Origin of the sequence: Pseudoalteromonas sp. SG43-7 (assembly GCF_014164295.1) — a bacterium.
Lineage (GTDB): Bacteria > Pseudomonadota > Gammaproteobacteria > Enterobacterales > Alteromonadaceae > Pseudoalteromonas > Pseudoalteromonas rhizosphaerae.
In genome coordinates this window covers 14179-34017 of the sequence record NZ_JACJEY010000044.1, presented here as the reverse complement: position 1 = coordinate 34017, position 19839 = coordinate 14179, and the positions used below count along the sequence as shown (strand labels likewise).

The window sequence follows — 19839 nt, the reverse complement described above, 5'->3', positions numbered from 1 at the left end:
TTTATCTACTCAAATATTAATATTTATGCATGTGCCATTTGCACCGCTTGTTCAATATCTACAGCGACCACACGCGAAACGCCCGGTTCAGCCATTGTTACACCCGTCAACCTGCCAGCCATTTCCATGGCAATTTTATTATGACTGATATAAATAAATTGCACCGATTGTGACATTTCTTCCACTAATCGGCAAAATCGCCCAACATTCGCATCATCCAATGGTGCATCAACTTCATCCAGCATACAGAACGGAGCTGGATTGAGCCTGAATATTGAAAATACCAATGATAATGCGGTCAGCGCTTTTTCTCCACCACTTAAAAGGTGAATTGTTGAATTTTTCTTGCCCGGTGGGCGTGCCATTATACTAACACCACTTTCCAGTAAGTCATCACTGGTTAATTCAAGATATGCACTGCCGCCGCCAAATACTTTAGGAAATAACTGACCAAAATCGTGATTTACTTGATCAAAAGTCATTTTAAAACGCGTTTTGGTTTCGCGATCAATTTTTCCAATTGCACCTTCAAGTGTCGTCAATGCTTTGCTTAAATCCTCGACTTGACGATCTAAATACTGGCTACGCTGCTGCGCTTGTTCAAACTCATCAATCGCCGCTAAGTTCACCGCGCCCAAGTCACTTAAACTTTGTCCTACTTTATTAAGCTGTCCTTGATAAGTGTTTATACTGGCGTTTTCAGGGAGCTGTGCCAATACTTCTTTCAAGTTTTGCTGTAACTCACCCAGAGGTTCAAGAGCTGCCTGTGCTTTAATTAATAAGCTCTGCTCTTCGAGGGCAAGTTGTTGTAATTGTTCTTGTAAAAGTACCAGCTCCCCCTGCGACGCTTTAAGCGTTGTTTGTTTATCTACAAGAGCTGTTTTAGCTTCCGTCAATGCACTTTGCAAATTTTTGAGTTCAATGTCACTTTGTTGATGTTGCTCCAACAATAATATTATTTGCTCTGCGACCTCTTCTAATGGGATCACCAACTCTTCAATTTGCGCGGTTAACTCACTGACAGCTTCACTGGCGGTTTCGCTGGCGGTCGTTGCATGCTGTAATTTAGTGTCACTGAGTTGACATTCACTGCGCGCTTTTTGCTCACTTAGTGTCGCCTGATGGGCAAGCGTTTTATAGTGTTCAAGCTGAGCGTTTGCCTGTTTATATTGCTCATCAGTGTGTTGCTGCTGCACTTGAGCATCATTAAGCGCAACACTTATTTCATCACGCTGTTTTGCCACACTTGCTATATGTTGCTGTTGTTCAGCCACTTTATTCTCTATGCTCGTGTGTTCAACGTTTAACTGCTGTAGCTTCGCTTGTAATTTATGTTGTTGATTCTGAAACTGCTGTAATTGCTCTTTGAGCATATCGCGACGAGTGCTTCCTGAGGCCACTTGTTGAGCAAGCTGATGTACCGCTGCTTTTAACTCTTCGCTTTGTGCCTTCAATTGCTCACAGACTCGCTGTTGTTCTGTAAGCTTATTGCTTTGTATAGCTAGTTCGTCACTGAGTTGAGATGCTAACTGCGTTGCTTCGGCCAACTGTTTATGTTTGATCAGCAACGAATTTTCTGCACTTTTACTGGCTTGTTGATACCAATTGCGGCCCTGAATATTACCTTGGCGATCAATCACTGCAAGCCAATACTCATCCGCTAAATCATTATGTTCAAAATCATTTTTATACTTAATGCGATGTAATAAATCAGGGTAAACCCCTTGCTCTATAAACACCGCTAATGAGCTTTGCGGTGCGGTGTCGGTAGTTGGCCATACTCCGTTAGGTGTTGCTATAGATGTCACATTTAATTGTTCAAGCCCTTGTAATGCTTGTTCAACCACATGCTCAAATCCAGTACGTACAACTAACTGTGCCAAAACATCGCCACTACCTTGCGCTGGAGTATCTGCGAGTATTGTATTCAAGCCTGCTATTTTGGCTTTATTCTCGTTTTGTTGTTGTGCTAGTGTTTGATGTGCATCTTGGCAGGTGCGTAACACGCTTTGAGCTTGTTGATTATTACTATTTACTTTGTTTAAGGCAGTTTGTTTTGCTGCTAACTCTTGCGTTAGTGACTGCATTAACTGCTGCTGCTGCGCTACTTGTTCAGCAATTGGGTTTTCTGCCAGCTCTATTAATTCGCTTTCTAATGCCGTTTGCTGGTTTTTAATATAGTGCAAATTTTGCAGCTGTTGATCGGCTATATTTTGTTGCTTGCTATATTGCGTATTAATAGCCTGAAACTGTTCATTAACTCGTTGCCAATCAGTAGCACTGCGCTGCTTGGCACTGTGCAACTGTGCCACCGCGTCGGCCATCTCAGTGACTTGTTCTGTACATATTAAAGTATGTTCAATTGCCTCTTGTAACGCATTTTGTAGCTCATCAGTATGGTCTTTTTGTTGTTGTTGCAGCTGCTGATTTTGTAACTGCAACTGTTGCTGTTTGATCAGATTGTGACTAAACGCTTGTTGTTGTTGTTTTAAGTTTATTTGCTGTTGCTCAGCACGAGTCAATTCAGTGTGCGTTTGGTGCTGGGCTTGCTGCGCATCATTGAGTTTTTCAAGTTGCAATTGCACTTGGTTTTCAAGGCTTGCTAGTACATCGTCATGACCTGAATGAGCAGTTTTAAAAAAGCTAATTTGCTCATTCAGCTTGGCCATTGTGTCGGCTTTAGTCACTTGTTGCTGATGTAGCTTTTGCCATTTTAAGACCGCTAGTTGCCCTTTTAAAGTGCGCTCTTGGGTTTTTAACTCGCGGTATTTTTTTGCTTCAACTGACTGTACTGCCAGTTTATCAACTTGTGCTTGCAGCTCTTGGCGAACATCGAGTAAGCGTTCAAGGTTTTCGCGGGTACTTTTGATCCGGGTTTGCGTTTCACGACGGCGCTCTTTGTATTTTGAAACGCCTGCTGCTTCTTCTAAAAACACCCGTAAATCTGCCGGTTTACTCTCAATTAAACGCGAGATCATGCCCTGCTCGATAATCGCATAACTACGCGGACCAAGACCTGTGCCTAAAAATATATCGGTAATATCTCGTTTGCGGCATTTACTGCCATTGAGAAAATACAGCGATTGCCCGTCGCGTGTTACCAAACGTTTAATAGCCACTTGATTTCGATCGGCAAAAGTATTCGGTAAGTGCCCTTGGGTATTATCAAAAATCAACTCAACCGACGCTTGAGAAATAGGTTTGCGATTGGTTGAGCCATTAAAAATAACATCGGTCATGGCATCGCCACGCAGATTTTTAGCAGAGCTTTCGCCAAGCACCCAACGCACAGCATCGATGACATTAGACTTGCCGCAGCCGTTTGGGCCAACGACACAGGTCATTTGATCTGGGAATGGAATTTTAGTGGGCTCTACAAAAGATTTAAAACCCGCTAATTTTATGGTGCTCAAACGCATCTAATTGGTTTACCGATTGTTATTGTTATAGCTTGAGTATTTAATTTAACCGTTCTTGACGATAAAAGTAAGTACAGGGATTAAGCTTGGCGTTTAAAATTATCTAAAATAATACCCGTTGCCATGGCTACATTGAGAGATTCTGCACCACCAAAAGCGGGGATGGTTATTTTATCTGTTACCAATGCTGCGCAAGCTTGACGTATTCCATGAGACTCACTACCCATTAACAAAACACCTTGGCCTGTAAATTGAGTTTTATGCACGCTTTTTCCATCTAAAAAAGCGCCATAAATAGGTAAGTTTAAACCACTTAAGTACGCAGGCAACTCAACTTGACTCACTGAGACTCTAACAAACGAGCCCATAGTGGCGCTAATAGTTTTAGGGTTATAAGCATCGGCACTATCTGTGCTGGTGACAATATGCTTGATCCCATACCAATCAGCTACTCTGATAATGGTACCTAAGTTGCCTGGATCAGATACGCCATCAAGGGCTAAGATTAAACCGCTTGCCTGCGGTGCACTCGCTGTTGGCATGTCAACTATCGCAATAGCTGCATTATTACTCACTAAAGTACTTGCTTTAGTTAACACATCTTCATCGGCTTCAATCATGTTTACGTGAGTAAACTGCTGCTGGAACTGCGCAATAAAGGCTGCTGTCGCAAATATATCAATAATTGTTAAACCACTTGCCAATAACTCAAGTACGTTTTTTTCACCTTGCACAAGGTATTGATTATGTTGCTTTCGGTACTTTTTTTGACCTAATGCACGAATTAACTTGAGTTGGTTTTTTGAAATCATAACAGCCCCATAAAATGATGGGCACAGTATAGCAGATTTAACATCGAGTTCTGAACTTGAAAAAACCTCACAGGATCAATTAATGCTGTTTGCGCTGCGTTCAAAAGTCATATTAATACGGATAAACATACCTTTAATGGCTTCAAGCTGATATGTATCACTCACATGTATCATCAGTTCGTTGTAAAGCTCATCACAAGCCATTGTAAACGTATCATCGCACTGGCCTTTTGTAGCCAGCAAAAAGGCTCTAGCCAGTGAGCTTTGCCACCTTTGTAAATATTTAAGCTGATTATCACCCACTGCCTGTTGGCAAATTGAGTGTAAACGCACCGACGCATGACCTAGATTAAGCCCAGTTAAAGCAAGATCAGTAATAGCACGTGATTCTGAGCCTTGATCATAATTGGTTAAACGCAGTAACCGATCAGCCATACGTCGGTTATACCAAAGAGCGGGTGATCTATGTTGATGAATTTCTGATAAATCTTTATAGGTTGCTTTAAACACGCGATGCACTAACAACTGCACACTCGGACCTGTAAATAGTTGGAAAATCCAAAATAAAATACATACTCCAAGAAAAATAGCCAAAGCTGAGCTGAGCGTATAATTGATTGAAAACGCAAGGCTCATGTCAGTGCTGGGCTTAACTAAAATCGTAAATGGAATACAGAACCCTAGCCCGTAAGGTAACGTTTGCTGATCGCCTAGTAACAATAAGCCAATAAAATATGGCCCAGCTAACACCAACAATAATATTTCAAGTTGCCCACCACTTTGTGATAATAAATTTAAAGCATAAAAAATAGCCACAAACGAGGCTACCACAACACCAACTAACAATCGCTTCATAACTATTTGTAAAATTGCCAGCGGGATACGAGCCAACATAATCGAAAAAATAACGGGTAAAATCATGATCAATAATGCAGCGGATGATCCAGTATTAACCCAAATAAATGCCCCGATTGAAAATACCAAGCTGGTTCGAAAACCAACAATAATACCTGCTAATGGATCTCGGTATGTCAACATGCTCGGAGCATTAAGCAGTGTTTTATCTCGTTGCTCTAATGCTTTATATGCCCGCAATAAAATTGTTAATTCATTCGCGATATCTAAACTGACATTTAAAATATGTGATTCAAATGGCAGCTCACAGGTTTGTTGCGCCCGGTGATCAGTTAATGCGCGCCGCAACTGTTTTACTTCTTTAGCACAGTATTCAAAACAGTCTGATTTTTCTATTAGCGTAAACATATCTTTTAATTGCTTGATTAACTGAGTAATCTTTGGTGTGATTTGCTCAGGATGATTACGCTGTAAGCGCCCCATTATTTGTACTAAGGCAAGAAGAGATAAAACTTTTTGTGCGATTTGATTGGCAGCCCTTGAACGCCCTGGACCTTTTGGCCCTTCGTAGCGAACTGCACTTGAGTCTTCACTAATACTGCCAAGCGTTGCCATTATGCGATCTATTTGCTGATGACGGTTTTCAGAAGAGCCCGCTTTATCAAGCTCAGTTACCAAATAATGTAACGTTTGATTAATGACAGACTTTGCCTGCGTTTGTAAGAGCTGCTTGACCTTAACAGGCCATAATAGATGGCTCACTAACCCTGCGCATACTGAACCGACTATAATTTCACTTACTCGTGATTGCGCCACCGAGAAGATACTTTCACTACTGACTGTTGCAGGATTTACCATCACTAACAAAATAATGATAGCAGCCGTTACGCCGGCCATAGCAAATGCGTAAACAAAATTTGCTTGGCGCACCATAGCTGACAATGCAGAGTTTAAACCGAGCCAAAAAGCCAATCCACCCAGCGCTAAATAAGGGTAAGCACTGAGCTGAGTGAGCACTAAAATACCAAATAGGCCACCCACCAAAGTGCCTACAATCTGACAAAGCGCTTTTTCAATAACGAGGCCACTTTCAGGGCGGATCTGTAAAAACACCGCAGAAACAAGTGCCCAATAAGGTCGATCTAGATTTAAATAAATGGCAATTGTCAACGACATTGCCATGGCAATCACCCCTTTTAATGCAAACTTGATAGCCTGTTCTTTGGGGCATAGAAGATTATTTAAAACAAGATGCAAAACTAATACCTATTCCGTAGCAAGGTGAATAGTCGCTGTCATACCTGCGCTTAGCTGGATCCCTTCTGGCAAAGCATCTAGCTTAATATCAACTGGAATACGCTGCGATAAACGTACCCAATTAAATGTCTGCTGCACTTGAGGTAAAAGTTGGTTATTACTTTGCGTATTGATATTCGCGATTGCTTTACCAATACTAACTACCTGGCCGGTTAATGGCTTTGTATCGCTCAGTAATTCTATTGTCGCTTTTTGATTGGTGTGGATCAGTGGGATTTTGGTTTCCTCAAAATAGCCTGTTACATAAAATGAATCTGATTGAACAATAGCGAACACAGGCATGCCCTGTGCAACATAATTGCCTTGGCGTAGATTTAAATTAATAATTTGCCCGGCAACTGGAGCCGTAACTTGCGTGCGAGATAAATTTAATTGCGCCACCGTTTGATCCGCTTTAGCTAAGTCGTAATTTGCTTTGGCAATTTCAGTACTAATGCGGGTCGCTTCTAAGCTTTCCTCACTGATAGCTTGTTGAGTATTTAATGCTTTACGTCGTTCATACTTATGTTTAGCCAGTTCCCAGCTATATAAACTATTGTTAGTATTTGCTTTACTTTTATCATAAGCCGCCTGGTAACGTTGTTGGTCAACACTAAAAAGCAGTTCACCTTTTGCAACTTGCTGCCCATCTTTGACATTTAATTTTGTTACCCAGCCTGATACATCTGGCACAATAGTAACAATATCAGCTCGAATGCGACCATCGCGTGTCCAAGGTGTGTGCATATAATCAGTCCATACCCAACGGCCTGCAAAAATAGCCGCGATAACAACTAAAATAGTGAGCATAATACGTAAATATCTAACCATTCTATTTATCTTCCACTTAATAAAAAGACACTCAAGGCGAGAAAACACATAAATAAAGACACTTCAAACCAGGCCACTTTCCAGATGCGATCATGCCAATCCAAACGATGTAAAATAAAGCGAGTCAAAGCGGTTAAAATAAATGCCATTGGGAAATAAATCACTAACGGGCTAAATTCTAAGCCGCCAATAACTACAGTGTGGTGCATAATCAATCCCCTGTTATATGTACTTTGACAACAAACTAAAAAGCATCACAAGTAAAATTTTTGCGACAGTGTCTATCAATATAGTAGCAGCTAATTATCACATTATCTTACTTAACATGCTGTTAATAGCGGTAATCGTTACACCATACTCAGCAAATTAATCAGTCGCGTTATATTATAAGTTAAGCTTTAAGCAAAATATTGAGGATAATAAGGATCTGGTAAATAAAAAACGTGCCTAAAGCACGTTTTGAGGGATTACTACTGGAGCTATTGCTCAGTATTTATTTTTATAGGTCCACAAATGCAGTAGCTCACTGGCAATGGTGGCTGCGGCAATCGCAGTAAGTTCACTTTGGTCGTACGAAGGTGATACTTCAACAACATCCATACCAATCATATTAATGCCTTTAAGGGCACGTAATATCTTAAGTACTTTATCTGATGTTAATCCACCACATACCGGTGTTCCAGTACCAGGGGCAAACGCCGGATCTAAGCAATCAATGTCAAAAGTGATATACACAGGTAAATCACCTACTCTCGCTTTAATCTGCTCAGCAATCGTTTGCGCCGATAAATCATTGGCCGCCATCGCATCAATCACTGCAAACTCGTGTTTGCTTTGATCAAAATCAGTACGAATACCAATTTGGATACTATGATCAACATCAATCAGCCCTTCTATCGGCGCATGGTAAAACATGGTGCCGTGGTCGTAGCGTGAGCCATTGCTATAAGTATCAGTATGGGCATCAAAATGCACCAACGCCATTTTACCAAAGCGCTTAGCGTGCGCACGTAACAACGGTAAAGTTACAAAGTGATCGCCCCCTAAACCTAAAATTGCTTTACCTTGGCTTAAAATACCCGCAGCAGCTTGTTCAAGCTTAGCGGTAAAGTATTCAGCGTCACCGACAGGGTAAGTAAAATCTCCAGCATCAGCCAGTTTTAGGCGTTCGAACAATTTGAACGTCCATGGGTATTTTGTTTCTTCCCATGCTAAATGCACTGATGCACGACGAATCGCATCAGGGCCTAAACGCGCACCTGGACGTCCTGAGGTTGCCATATCAAATGGCAAACCTAACACCACAACATCAGCATTGATGTCAGTAATATTTTGTACCATTGGCTGACGTAAGAACGTCATGCCATTAGAATACAATGAGTGATCTGGATGATCAAACAAAGTGGTCATATTAAAGCTCTTCTAAATAAGTATAACCGTCTAAACCTGCTTGCAATTCATCAAGTACACTTTGCTGCTCGTCTGCTGGTAATTTTGCAGCCACCAGCTGTGCGTACGATGATTGAAAACCTTCTACATCAAGGTGAACATAGCGCATCATGTCAGCTACAGTGTCACCTTGGTTTATTTCTACAATGCTTGCGTCGCCTTGCTCATCCATGTGTACCATTGCACTGTGGGTGTCGCCAAATAGGTTATGCATGTCACCTAAAATTTCTTGGTATGCACCCACTAAGAAAAAGCCCATTAAATAGGGTTTTTCAGCACTAAATGCCGGCACTGGTAAGGTGCTCTCAATGCCTTGCCCATCTACATAGTGATCTAGTGCACCGTCAGAGTCACAGGTAATATCTAACAATACTGCGCGTCTTTGTGGTGCCTCAGTTAAGCCACTTAATGGCAATACCGGAAACACTTGGTCGATCCCCCACGCATCAGGCAATGACTGAAACAATGAGAAATTAACAAAAAACTTATCCGCCAAACGGGCATTAAGTTCATCTATTATCGGGCGATGAAAACGGTTTTTGTTATCCATGTGTTTATTAAGCTCATAACACACACGTAAATTTATTTGCTCAGCCCAGGCGCGTTGAGTTAAATCTAATAATCCCATCGCAAACTGGTTATGTGCTTCAGCTAAATCACCTTGGCTATCATGATATATCTCAATTAATGCACGGTCGTCTGTCAGCACATGTAATTGTTGCCATGATGTCCACATATTGTTTAATAATAATGGGGCGTCATCTGTTGGCGCCTGAATTTCTTCCGGCTCATAGCTTTCAGTGCCAATTACATTGGAGATAAGCACAGCATGATGCGCTGTTAATGCACGTCCAGACTCAGAAATAATAGTCGGGAATGGTTGCTCGTACTGCTTACAAATATCACCAATGGTGTAGACAATATTATTTGCATACTCAGCTAAGCTATAGTTCATCGAGTTGTGAGACTGGCTCCGAGTGCCGTCGTAATCAACCGCTAAACCACCACCGACATCTAAACATTCAATTTGTGCACCGAGTTTGCGTAGTTCACAATAAAAACGCGCCGCTTCGCTAACACCTAAACGCACATCGCGAATGTTCGCCATTTGCGAGCCTAAGTGAAAATGCACCAACTGAACTAAATCAAGTTGATCAGTCTCTTTTAAACGATTAACAACATGTAATACTTGTGAAGCGGATAAACCAAATTTTGATTTTTCACCGCCGCTAGCTTGCCATTTTCCTTTACCCTGCGACGCTAAGCGCACGCGAATACCAATACGCGGTTTTACGTTCAGCTCTTTAGCTTGGCTAAGTACCATGTCCAGCTCAGAGAGTTTCTCAAGTACGATGTACACTTTATGGCCTAACTTTTCGCCAATTAATGCTAAGCGCACATATTCTTTGTCTTTGTAGCCATTACAGACAATCACTGCACTGGTTTTTTCAGCTAATGCCAATACTGTTAATAGCTCAGGCTTGCTGCCCGCCTCTAAACCAAGTTGTTTCTTTTCTACGTTCGCTTGGCTTGCCACAATTTCTTCGACCACTTCGCGCTGTTGGTTTACTTTAATTGGATAAACAAGCAAGTAATCTTTTGGATAACCATAGCTTTCAATCGCAGTATTAAATGCAGCACATAAGCTGTGCACGCGATGATGCAAAATTTGTGGAAAACGAACCAACGCAGGTAAACTCAAGCCTTTATCTTCAAGTTGTTTTGCAATATCAATAAGTGCGATGGTTTGCTCTGGGGCATCAGCCTTGGGCGCAACATACACATCACCTTGATCATTAATACCAAAAAAACCTTGGCTCCAATGACGAACATTGTAACTCGTGCGAGCTTGTTCTAGTGATGTTGTCTCTTTCATTTATCTTTCTCTTTTATTTGATGAATGCCTTGCGGCTGTTGCGCGCATTAAAGGAAAAATAGCTTATCAAGTCCAACAAGTATTTTTGCTCGTAACGAGTGAGTTTTAGTGTCGATAACAACGGCCCTTTTATTTGTTGGGCACTGGCATATTTAGTATAAAAAATAGAAGGCTTAAAAGGGAATATATATAAAAAAGTTAGCCGAAAACGTGACTCTCAATGATAAAATTGGCGCTGACCAAGTCCATTTACGACTTATATCCGTGTATAAGCCGTAGTTGTGTAGGAGATAAAATCGATGAAGTACTCAAAAACTAAAACACAAAGCGTAGCCAGTTTCTAGTCACTAATTAGCCTTATTGACTGAGCCCTAACTCCATAAACAAGCTATGTGGATTATCGGTATAATTACCAAAACTTGCACAGCGTTGAAAACCTAAATTTTCATACAGACTAATCGATTCAGCCTGTTTCGGGCCTGTTTCTAACCGGATCAAAGGGATCTCTTCTTCGCCAGCATGATGCAATAAAATTTGCATTATACGCCGAGACAAGCCTTTACCACGATGACTTGGTTTGACATACAGACGGCGAATTTCACCATAAGGTACTGTGTCAAACTGTCTGACAATCGCACCACATGCAACAATACCCTCCTCGCTTTTTAAGCCAATGGCGTAAACATTAGCTTGACCAAGCTCACTCACCGACAGCGATTGTGCCGTGGCTACTGGGTACAGAGAATTTATAAGCCTATCGATATCAGAAAAAACATTAATCACATCCGGATCATCAGGGGTTAAGTCGACTAACTGCATAAAAGCTCTAATTATATTTATTGTTTGATAACAAACTATACCGAATTGTTGCAAATGAACAACCCAGAACTTTGGATTTTTCATTTATTTGCTATCTTATTAGTCACAACTTTGTCGTATGTCAAAATAACAACACTTAGCTATTTTCTAAAAAGTAGCAAGCACGTCAAAATAATAGTTTGCTGTGGTGTTAAACGTTAGCGCCTTTTATAAAAGTACGGGTTAAAAAATAGATTAACGACTAAAGTTTTAACGCCCTGCGTCGATAAATAACTAAGTTAACGTTAAAGGAATAACAATGAAACTCCCCAATCTTGGTCAAGCGCAGCAAATAGCTTTGCAAACGGTGTCGGCCAATCGCGCCACGGAGTTTAAAGCCGCCGCTTCTCTTGTCGAACCACAAGATCACTTTTCAACGCTCGAAGACGCAGCAAGTACGCCCCTTTATGATCCATTTAAAGGCCGCAAACTTAATCAAGATTACACCCCCTCTTCTTATATTGGTATGAACCGTTATAGAGTCACCTCTAGCACCACCATTAACATAGGTGAACCGATTAAAGAGCCGACCTATCGCTATGGTGACTTTACAGATCCCGATGATATAAATGCTTTTTTAGATCAAGTAGACCGGCTTGAAGGTGAACATAAATTTATGTTCCAACACCTAAAACCAACACAAGAACTACTTGATTTGGTGCAAAAAATGAGTGATGAAGAGCTTGCTGTATTTAGTCAATTTGTTGTTACAACATCTAGCTATCACTTTGGCACAGAAAACAACAACAACAGTGCACAGTTAATTTCATCTTTAAGCAAACTGTCAGATGATGCCTTGAGCAGTACCCTTGCAACAATGGATAAATTATTACAACAAGGGAATGATTATAAGAAGCCGGTGTCACCATTAGGTGAAAATGAGCATGGTAATGAAAGAGTCGAAATGATCAGTATGCCTGAAGCCATAAACTGGTTTAAATCAAACTATAAGGCTAACAGTGCAAAATATGAATTGGCAAATGACTACACCAATTTATTAATAGAAAAAAACCTCAGCGAAGATCAACTTATGCAGTTAAATGACCACTTATCTGACAGTACGCTTACACAAAGCAGTGGTATCATCGACATGATGAGCTTAGTTAAAAACCATCAAACGGATGATGTATTGGCAATGCTCAATGAAGTTGATAAAGACCAAGAACCTAACTTATTTAGTTACCTTGCACAGCAAACTAATTATCAAGCCAATAAGCAGTATTACCAAATGGATAATGGTAAGTTTGTTGCACAGCAAGATAATATTAGCTCTGACTCTAATAGACGTGAGCTTTATAACAATATCCTAAACGCCTATAACGACATTGGCATGGGCTGGATAAACGATGCGCTAGAGCAATTCACAGGGAGTCCCGCACAGATCCAAAACGAATTATGGCAAACACTACTTGATGATAAAGAAAAAATGCCCGAGCAGTTTACTCGCTCAGATTCAGTTGAGGCATGGGCAATAAATAATATTGCTCGGATAGAAGGCGCATTCCACGTAACACAAATGAATAAAATTTATGATTATAATAGCGAGCGACTAGTTCCTGAATTAATCGGTGATCTTACCTTTTACAGCAGTGGCAACATTCGTAGTTCAGTAGATAGTGAAGAGCCACAATCAGCTGAAAATCAACCGTAATTAAAGAACTTACGGTGCTCTGCTCCGGCTAAGTTGGCATTCACCTTATTAGGGTGTTTATACTCACGCCAGTTTGCCACATTACGGCCAACATTTAATTTCGCAAAGTCAGTATCGCCATCTGGCGACATTCCCAAAAACTGTTTTAGCTTCAACAGGCCGCCAGGTTCGCTCACATCAAGCGATAAAAAATCATCACGATCTTTAAAATACTTAAATACCGCCTGCTGATGTTTAGTATAACAAGCAGCCAAATCGCGCTCACTCAACGGGTAAATAGAGGGAAACGTTTGATGAAAGCTGCGCTTTAGAACCGGGCTAAAGTGCCCTGTTTTAAGATCAAGATGTGGCGCCATTTTTTCAAGCAGCATCGTGATGGATGGCAACCATGCTTTTAGGTCTCGGTTTAAATAAATAAACTTAGCACCAGGAAATAACCCGTCTAAATGCATATAGTCACTAAAACACGGTGCGTCAGATATAGCATCAGCTATTTCAAACGCTTTTTTAGTAAACGCGGTATGCGCAACCAACAAGCCCATTTCTAACAACGCAACACTGATGCTCGTGGTGCCGGTTCGAGGCAGACCGATAATAAATATCTTAGACATCTAACGTCACTCATTTTTAAAAGGCTGCTAGTATATACCTAAATGACAGCATCACCCACAGAGCAACAACATAGTTAAGCGGTAGTTTAACCGCAAGCTCCCTTATTTATTATCCATATTACTACGGTGCCCATAACTCAATACTCGAGTAATTTCTAATTTGTCGCCTAAGTCATGCCAAAGCATCACAAAATCAGCTTTACCGTCACATTTATTGCCGCCATTTTGACAGAATATGTGAGTTCCTTTGGTCATCACACCAAAATCTTTAATGGTAAACACTTCAAACGTGCCGCTGACCAACTCCCGCGTATACTTGCCACATGCATATTGTTTAGTATTAGCTATCATGGAATTGCGATCCCAGGTAACTCCACCGTTATCATGATAAAACTCAACACCTTCTGCGAAGTAGCTCGCGTGCTTAGCAAGTTGTACTGGGTTATTACAATGATTAAAAGAATCAAAAAGTGCTGTATCTAAACGCATCATTTTACTTTGCAAATCAGTAACATCAGCCTGACTTACCAGCGGCATTAGTAACAATGCAAACAGATATAACTTTTTCATAGTCATTTAAAGCTTCCTGCGTAATAAACGAGCCGATAACATCTCTCGTTTAATTTATTATTGTTGATATATAAACCATATCCCAGTGTTTGTTGCGATTCAATCAGTAACTCCGATTTTTCTATCAATATAAAGATAATGCTTTTTAGACCATACACTCTATTGCTCATTAGATATTAAACACTTTGTTACGCAAAAATACTGTTCAAAATATCTGAGCAATTTATACTGAGGGCAATGTCGATATGATCAGAGGTTTTAGCGTGCAGTTTACACAAGGTATGGAATATTTTTTTTCGGGCTTCAAATTAATTACCCAAAAAGGCTTGAAGCGATTTGTATTTATTCCTTTATTAATCAATATCGTGCTTTTTGGTAGCTCATTATTCTTTTTATATGGCTGGCTTACCGATGGGTTTGCTTATTTAAATGATCTATTACCAACGTGGTTAAGTTGGCTGGAGTGGCTGATGTGGCCTATTGCAGTATTAGTGATTTTATTTAGCTACAGTATGCTGTTTTCGGTGATCACTAATTTCATCGCCGCGCCCTTTAACGGCTTACTCAGTGAAAAAGTAGAGCTGTATTTAACAGGTCAAAAAATTAATGATGATGGCTTAGCGGAGATAGTGAAAGATGTGCCACGAATGCTTGGCCGTGAGTGGACTAAGTTGTGCTATTACCTACCACGTGCCATTGGCTTTTTTATCTTACTGTGGATATTACCTGTTATCGGCCAAGTGTTATGGGTGATGTTTACCTGTTGGATGTATGCCGTGCAATACAAAGATTATCCGTTTGATAATCACAAAATTTGCTTTAAAGAAATGAAAGAAGACTTAAAACAAAAACAAACTCTCTCGTATGGATTCGGCTTAGCCGTATTGTTGCTTACAGCCATTCCTATCGTGAATTTAATTGTTATGCCAGTCGCTGTGTGCGGCGCAACTCGCTTGTGGGTTGATCAATACCGCCCTAAGTATCGCGAATAAAACGCTCAGAGGGGACGACAATATAAGCCATTATTAAGTCCCCTATTTGCAGCACTATTTACACTAAAACTTGCCGTGTATTAGCGATGAAATGATGCACTTCGCGCTCAATTTTAGGATCAACTGGCTGCTCTGGAGCGCGATCATTTGGGCATGGCATCCTTGGAGTTGTGCCAAACAAACGACAAATTAATGGCCGTTCATCATATACAGTGCATCCCTTTGGACCTAAGTGTACACAATTAAATTCATTTAATGCCGCTTCGTGCTCTGCATCGCTTTTTACCGGTAATCGAGACATTTCTTCAGATGATGTTGTCACTGGACCGCAACAATCATGACAACCTTCAACACATTCAAACGATGGAATGTTAGCGCGTAATCGCAAGATTACTTTTTGGTTTTTGTACATTTATATTTACCTTTTATAATGCAGTGCACTCATGCCGCAACTTAACTAATTCTCCATAACCCCTATATTACGCGTTATATGCTGTAACTTGCAATGCTATGTTAGTGCAGACTTACGCCATAACGTAAAAGCACAGCTAATGCTGTGCTTTTATATATCTAAACTTTGCAAGCTTATTAACTATATAGACTTTGTGGCACTTTAGTGACGTTCAAATGTACTGTGATCTCTTCTCTGTCATGATATAAATGCTTAGCTTGTAATTCATAGCTTATACCGTATTTATTAAGCTCTTCTTTGATCATCGTTAAGCACTCATACACACTGTCAAAGCGCTTTTTCATTGGCAGCTTTAAGTTAAAGATAAGTTCTTTCGCGTATGCGTTGACCGCCCAATCAATCATAAGACTGGTTACTTTGGTTGGTTTTTCTACCATATCGCATACTAACCAAGTAATATTTCTTTTCTCAGGGCGGTATTTAAAACCATCAACACGGAAGTGCTTAACTTGACCTGTTTGCATTAAATCATCATTCATTGGGCCGTTATCAATGGCGCTAACAAACATACCGCGACGCACTAGTTGATACGTCCAACCACCTGGGCAGGCACCTAAGTCAACACTGCGCATACCGGCTTGAACCCGCGCTTCACGATCTTTTTCCGCAATAAACACATTAAACGCTTCATCCAGTTTTAAGGTCGAGCGACTCGGTGCATCACTTGGCATTCTTAGTCGTAATATTCCCATAAAAAATGGGGAATTATTATAACTATATGAATGACCGACAAACGCGGTGTTATTAGTTAAAAACATGATGTGCATTACGGGGCGATTGGCTTTAGGTTCGCGTAACACGGTGTTTTGTTTCTCTAAAGCCTTTTTAAGTGGGGTAGAGATTTTTTTGCAGAAAGTTAACAACTCTTTGCCTTCATTGGTATCGGGTGTTTCTACCCGTAGCTCTGAGCAAAGTGGAAAATCGACCGCTGCTTTTACTATTTCGCCAACACGATCTTCGACGGGCATGTTTTCAAGTAAAGTGCCGGCAAACCACTGACGGGCAAATACCATATTTTTGAAATCAACCTTTTTGATGATTTCATCACTATGCTGCGCTTCAAAACATTCGTAAATAACATAGCCGGTATTTGGCTTTGCTTTTACATACCCAGCAAAACCTTGCTCTGCGGCATGAAATGTTATTTCTGCAGCGGCATCATTTTCAAAACCACTACGGCAGTAAATCACTACACTTGACATAAAAACCCTTTAATTGCTCTTTTGAGCGATATTCTCTATTAAAATTTAAACCGTGCTACTTGCACTAATAAAATAGTCCAACCAATAATAAAACATAAACCACCAACGGGTGTGATGGGGCCAAGCCACTTATAACCGGTGATTGCTAATAAATATAAACTGCCACTAAACAACAAAATACCAGCAATAATAAACCAACCAGCCGATGTGAGGTTAATTCCCCATTTTATTAAAATGGCAATCGCAATTAACGCAAGGCCATGCACCATCTGATACTCTGCCGCAGTTTTAAATACGCCAATAGCATATTCAGAAACACGGCTTTTTAAACCATGAGCCGCAAAGGCGCCCAACACCACTGATAGCATGCAAAATAAACTGCCAGTCATTAAAAATAGTTTAATCATGATTTTTTCCTGCTAAAGATGCCTTTAAATATGCTGTTTAATAAAACTAGCCGCGTGCTCAGCGGCAGTTTGCACATTACCTAACTCTGTAAAGCCACTGCGTTTGCGTGGTTTTAAGGAATGATCGCCATCAGCTAGCCACACAAACTCTGGGCGTTTATCCAGTTGTAGCTGTGTTAATTCGTCACGGGTACCAAATGTATCGCGCTCGCCTTGGAGCACTATAAACGGGCATGGTATTTTACCAAAATGATCAATGCGTAATTTATCAGGCTTGCCTGGTGGATGAAATGGATAGCCAAATGCCAATACGCCTGAAATTATTGGCATTGTTACTCGCTCTTCACTGACAAGCATTGATGCCATCCGCCCGCCCATTGACTTGCCACCAATAAATAACGGTAAGCTTGGCTGTACAAAGGTTAATATATGCTCAAAGTATTGCAGTAATTTAGGCGCACGATCTGGCGGGCGACGCTTATTGGTTTGCTTGGCTATTTGCATATATTCAAAGTCAAATAAGCCAACATCAATACCTTGCTCTGCCAGCAAGCTTGCCATTTTCTGCATAAATTCTGAATCACTAGCGGCTCCAGCACCATGGGCAAAAATAAATTGTGCCAAAGCGGGTTGTTGGTCACTTTTAATCCATTCGATAGTCATATTAATACTCTTGCTCTTGTTCGACTAAACTCAGCATCCACTGCTTAAACGATACTATTTTTCCTAATTCAGATTGCGTTTCACGACTTACTAAATAGTACGCATTTTTACTTTCTAAACTGTGGTTAAACGGAATAACTAAACGTCCTGCATCAATATCAGGTTTAGCAAGCACACTGTTACCAATAGCAACCCCTTGACCATGCACAGCTGCTTGCAGCACCATTGATGAGTGACTGAATATTGGTCCTTGGTTTACTTGCACATTACGTACACCGGCGGTTTTCATCCACGTTTTCCAGTTCTTACGGGTGGTATCGTGTAATAAAGTATGGTTTGCCAAATCACTTGGCTGATCCAGCGGCTTTGGCCCTGTTAATAGCATGGGGCTACACAAAGGTACTAAGTATTCGGTATGCAGTTTATGCGTTTGCACGCCACTCCAATGACCACGGCCATAATAAATAGCCACATCAACATCATCGGTGAGTGAGTTTTCGTCTTGATCTTGGGCTTTTATTCGTACATCTATCTCAGGGTGCAGTTCGTTAAATAAGCTCAAGCGTGGCACTAACCATTGAATAGCAAAGCTGGGCGTTAAACTCACGGTTAATGAGCCTTTTGCACCACGGGCTAATAGCTTTTCGGTAGCATCAATTAGCTGAGTAAATATTTCTTTAATATCTAAAAAGTAACCTTGGCCTTCTTCGGTGAGTAATAAAGAACGGTTTTTTCGCAAAAATAGTTTTAAGCCAAGATGCTCTTCTAAAGTTTTTATTTGATGACTTACCGCCGCCTGTGTGACGTATAACTCTTCAGCCGCTTTAGTAAAACTCAAATGCCGAGCAGCAGCTTCAAATGCTTTTAATGCGTTTAGTGGCGGAACACGTCGAGACATAGTGATCAAACTTAGAATTAGTTTTTCTTATGGATAAGATTATATACACATGCCAAGGAAGTGTATATTCAAGACATAAAAAAAGCGACTTTCGTCGCTTTTCTTATCACGCTTTGCGATTACAAGTCGCTGGCGCTGGTATCCAATGGGCCAAAGCTTTTAACTAAATCATCCACGGCTTTCATTTGACTTAAATAGCCTTCCAACTTACTTAATGCAAGTGCACATGGGCCATCACATTTAGCTTCATTAGGATTAGGATGCGCTTCAATAAATAAACCCGCTAACCCTAATGCCATGCCGCTGCGAGCAAGTTCTGCCGCTTGTGCACGACGACCATCGGCAGAATCACTGCGCCCACCTGGACGTTGTAAAGCATGAGTGGCATCAAAAATAACCGGAGCCATTGGTTTCATGTCATCCATACCCAGCATATCAACGACTAAGTTATTATAACCAAAGCTTGAGCCACGCTCGCACAATACAACATTGTTATTACCCGCTTCATTAAATTTAGTAATGATGTGGCGCATTTCGTGCGGGGCTAAAAATTGTGGCTTTTTAACATTAATAATTGCGCCCGTTTTCGCCATTGCGACCACTAAATCTGTTTGGCGCGCCAAAAATGCTGGTAATTGGATCACATCAACCACTTCTGCCACAGGCGCTGCTTGATGCGGCTCATGGACGTCAGTGATCAAAGGAACATTAAACGTTTTTTTGATTTCTTCAAAAATCCTTAAGCCTTCTTCCATGCCTGGACCACGGTATGAATTAATTGATGAACGGTTTGCTTTATCGAATGACGCTTTAAACACATAAGGAATATTAAGCTTAGTGGTCACTTCTACATAATGCTCAGCGATACGCATTGCTAAATCACGAGACTCAAGTACATTCATGCCACCGAACAATACAAACGGTTTTTCGTTTGCCAGTTCAATATCATTAATTTTAATTAAATGGTTGTTCATTTT

General features: G+C 40.7%; 18 protein-coding genes. 2 read left to right on the top strand and 16 right to left on the bottom strand.

Annotated elements, in window-relative coordinates; all coding sequences use genetic code 11:
- Positions 1 to 23 precede the first annotated feature (23 nt).
- The 8 genes from H5200_RS17300 to H5200_RS17265 all read right to left on the bottom strand — a co-directional run bounded on the left by H5200_RS17300 (position 24) and on the right by H5200_RS17265 (position 11357).
- On the bottom strand, positions 24 to 3419 hold the full coding sequence (locus tag H5200_RS17300; protein ID WP_182719189.1) for a chromosome segregation SMC family protein: 3396 nt from the start codon (positions 3417 to 3419) through the stop codon (positions 24 to 26).
- A gap of 80 nt (positions 3420 to 3499) precedes the next feature.
- The gene (locus tag H5200_RS17295; protein WP_149980702.1) at positions 3500 to 4231 is read right to left on the bottom strand and encodes an RNA methyltransferase; all 732 of its coding nucleotides are present in this window, start codon (positions 4229 to 4231) and stop codon (positions 3500 to 3502) included.
- A 75-nt stretch (positions 4232 to 4306) separates the two neighbouring features.
- The gene (locus tag H5200_RS17290) at positions 4307 to 6343 is read right to left on the bottom strand and encodes an FUSC family protein (protein WP_182761988.1); all 2037 of its coding nucleotides are present in this window, start codon (positions 6341 to 6343) and stop codon (positions 4307 to 4309) included.
- A gap of 9 nt (positions 6344 to 6352) precedes the next feature.
- A complete protein-coding gene (locus H5200_RS17285; protein ID WP_182761986.1) occupies positions 6353 to 7213 on the bottom strand; it encodes an HlyD family secretion protein in 861 nt (286 codons plus the stop codon).
- Positions 7214 to 7218: 5 nt separating this feature from the next.
- Positions 7219 to 7422, bottom strand: a complete 204-nt coding sequence (locus H5200_RS17280; protein WP_182761983.1) for a DUF1656 domain-containing protein — start codon at positions 7420 to 7422, stop codon at positions 7219 to 7221.
- Positions 7423 to 7699: 277 nt separating this feature from the next.
- Positions 7700 to 8623, bottom strand: coding sequence for an agmatinase (gene speB / locus H5200_RS17275; RefSeq protein WP_182761981.1), 924 nt, complete (start codon positions 8621 to 8623; stop codon positions 7700 to 7702).
- Position 8624: 1 nt separating this feature from the next.
- Entirely contained in the window at positions 8625 to 10538 is a 1914-nt protein-coding gene (speA, locus tag H5200_RS17270) for a biosynthetic arginine decarboxylase (RefSeq protein WP_149980707.1), read from the bottom strand.
- Between the two features lie 357 nt (positions 10539 to 10895).
- A complete protein-coding gene (locus tag H5200_RS17265) occupies positions 10896 to 11357 on the bottom strand; it encodes an N-acetyltransferase (protein ID WP_182719186.1) in 462 nt (153 codons plus the stop codon).
- Positions 11358 to 11655: 298 nt separating this feature from the next.
- Between H5200_RS17265 and H5200_RS17260 the strand changes: the two genes are divergently transcribed.
- The gene (locus tag H5200_RS17260) at positions 11656 to 13047 is read left to right on the top strand and encodes a hypothetical protein (RefSeq protein ID WP_182761979.1); all 1392 of its coding nucleotides are present in this window, start codon (positions 11656 to 11658) and stop codon (positions 13045 to 13047) included.
- Here the strand turns inward: H5200_RS17260 and H5200_RS17255 are convergent.
- Positions 13038 to 13658: a sulfotransferase gene (locus H5200_RS17255; protein ID WP_182761978.1), complete on the bottom strand. Its 621-nt coding sequence runs from the start codon at positions 13656 to 13658 to the stop codon at positions 13038 to 13040. The two genes, H5200_RS17260 and H5200_RS17255, sit on opposite strands and share 10 nt — an antisense overlap.
- A gap of 102 nt (positions 13659 to 13760) precedes the next feature.
- The gene (locus H5200_RS17250; RefSeq protein ID WP_259398179.1) at positions 13761 to 14234 is read right to left on the bottom strand and encodes a nuclear transport factor 2 family protein; all 474 of its coding nucleotides are present in this window, start codon (positions 14232 to 14234) and stop codon (positions 13761 to 13763) included.
- A gap of 275 nt (positions 14235 to 14509) precedes the next feature.
- On the opposite strand from H5200_RS17250, the gene cysZ reads away from it, so the two are divergent.
- Positions 14510 to 15220 carry a sulfate transporter CysZ gene (gene cysZ, locus H5200_RS17245; protein WP_220493291.1) on the top strand — a complete coding sequence of 237 codons (711 nt, stop codon included), beginning with the start codon at positions 14510 to 14512 and terminating at the stop codon, positions 15218 to 15220.
- 58 nt (positions 15221 to 15278) lie between these two features.
- On the opposite strand, the gene H5200_RS17240 is transcribed toward cysZ, so the two are convergent.
- The 6 genes from H5200_RS17240 to kdsA form a co-directional block, all read right to left on the bottom strand.
- Positions 15279 to 15632 (bottom strand): YkgJ family cysteine cluster protein, encoded by a 354-nt coding sequence (locus tag H5200_RS17240; protein ID WP_145240659.1) that lies wholly within the window; start codon positions 15630 to 15632, stop codon positions 15279 to 15281.
- Positions 15633 to 15808: 176 nt separating this feature from the next.
- Positions 15809 to 16894, bottom strand: coding sequence for a 23S rRNA (cytidine(2498)-2'-O)-methyltransferase RlmM (rlmM, locus tag H5200_RS17235; RefSeq protein WP_182740340.1), 1086 nt, complete (start codon positions 16892 to 16894; stop codon positions 15809 to 15811).
- Positions 16895 to 16932: 38 nt separating this feature from the next.
- Positions 16933 to 17301, bottom strand: a complete 369-nt coding sequence (locus tag H5200_RS17230; RefSeq protein WP_179959144.1) for a DUF423 domain-containing protein — start codon at positions 17299 to 17301, stop codon at positions 16933 to 16935.
- Between the two features lie 24 nt (positions 17302 to 17325).
- Entirely contained in the window at positions 17326 to 17964 is a 639-nt protein-coding gene (locus H5200_RS17225) for an alpha/beta family hydrolase (RefSeq protein WP_182761976.1), read from the bottom strand.
- Position 17965: 1 nt separating this feature from the next.
- On the bottom strand, positions 17966 to 18862 hold the full coding sequence (locus H5200_RS17220; RefSeq protein WP_145240653.1) for a transcriptional regulator GcvA: 897 nt from the start codon (positions 18860 to 18862) through the stop codon (positions 17966 to 17968).
- 119 nt (positions 18863 to 18981) lie between these two features.
- Positions 18982 to 19836 carry a 3-deoxy-8-phosphooctulonate synthase gene (gene kdsA / locus H5200_RS17215; RefSeq protein WP_145240651.1) on the bottom strand — a complete coding sequence of 285 codons (855 nt, stop codon included), beginning with the start codon at positions 19834 to 19836 and terminating at the stop codon, positions 18982 to 18984.
- Positions 19837 to 19839: the final 3 nt, after the last annotated feature.

What these genes read in the sequence shown, in the direction of transcription:
- cysZ (WP_220493291.1), top strand. Translation starts at nt 14,510, where the DNA reads ATGGAATATTTTTTTTCGGGCTTCAAATTAATTACCCAAAAAGGCTTG.
- H5200_RS17260 (WP_182761979.1), top strand. Translation starts at nt 11,656, where the DNA reads ATGAAACTCCCCAATCTTGGTCAAGCGCAGCAAATAGCTTTGCAAACG.
- H5200_RS17255 (WP_182761978.1), bottom strand. Translation starts at nt 13,658, where the DNA reads ATGTCTAAGATATTTATTATCGGTCTGCCTCGAACCGGCACCACGAGC.
- H5200_RS17240 (WP_145240659.1), bottom strand. Translation starts at nt 15,632, where the DNA reads ATGTACAAAAACCAAAAAGTAATCTTGCGATTACGCGCTAACATTCCA.
- H5200_RS17230 (WP_179959144.1), bottom strand. Translation starts at nt 17,301, where the DNA reads ATGATTAAACTATTTTTAATGACTGGCAGTTTATTTTGCATGCTATCA.
- H5200_RS17300 (WP_182719189.1), bottom strand. Translation starts at nt 3,419, where the DNA reads ATGCGTTTGAGCACCATAAAATTAGCGGGTTTTAAATCTTTTGTAGAG.
- H5200_RS17225 (WP_182761976.1), bottom strand. Translation starts at nt 17,964, where the DNA reads ATGACTATCGAATGGATTAAAAGTGACCAACAACCCGCTTTGGCACAA.
- H5200_RS17280 (WP_182761983.1), bottom strand. Translation starts at nt 7,422, where the DNA reads ATGCACCACACTGTAGTTATTGGCGGCTTAGAATTTAGCCCGTTAGTG.
- H5200_RS17250 (WP_259398179.1), bottom strand. Translation starts at nt 14,234, where the DNA reads ATGACTATGAAAAAGTTATATCTGTTTGCATTGTTACTAATGCCGCTG.
- H5200_RS17285 (WP_182761986.1), bottom strand. Translation starts at nt 7,213, where the DNA reads ATGGTTAGATATTTACGTATTATGCTCACTATTTTAGTTGTTATCGCG.
- speA (WP_149980707.1), bottom strand. Translation starts at nt 10,538, where the DNA reads ATGAAAGAGACAACATCACTAGAACAAGCTCGCACGAGTTACAATGTT.
- kdsA (WP_145240651.1), bottom strand. Translation starts at nt 19,836, where the DNA reads ATGAACAACCATTTAATTAAAATTAATGATATTGAACTGGCAAACGAA.
- H5200_RS17295 (WP_149980702.1), bottom strand. Translation starts at nt 4,231, where the DNA reads ATGATTTCAAAAAACCAACTCAAGTTAATTCGTGCATTAGGTCAAAAA.
- H5200_RS17220 (WP_145240653.1), bottom strand. Translation starts at nt 18,862, where the DNA reads ATGTCTCGACGTGTTCCGCCACTAAACGCATTAAAAGCATTTGAAGCT.
- speB (WP_182761981.1), bottom strand. Translation starts at nt 8,623, where the DNA reads ATGACCACTTTGTTTGATCATCCAGATCACTCATTGTATTCTAATGGC.
- H5200_RS17265 (WP_182719186.1), bottom strand. Translation starts at nt 11,357, where the DNA reads ATGCAGTTAGTCGACTTAACCCCTGATGATCCGGATGTGATTAATGTT.
- rlmM (WP_182740340.1), bottom strand. Translation starts at nt 16,894, where the DNA reads ATGTCAAGTGTAGTGATTTACTGCCGTAGTGGTTTTGAAAATGATGCC.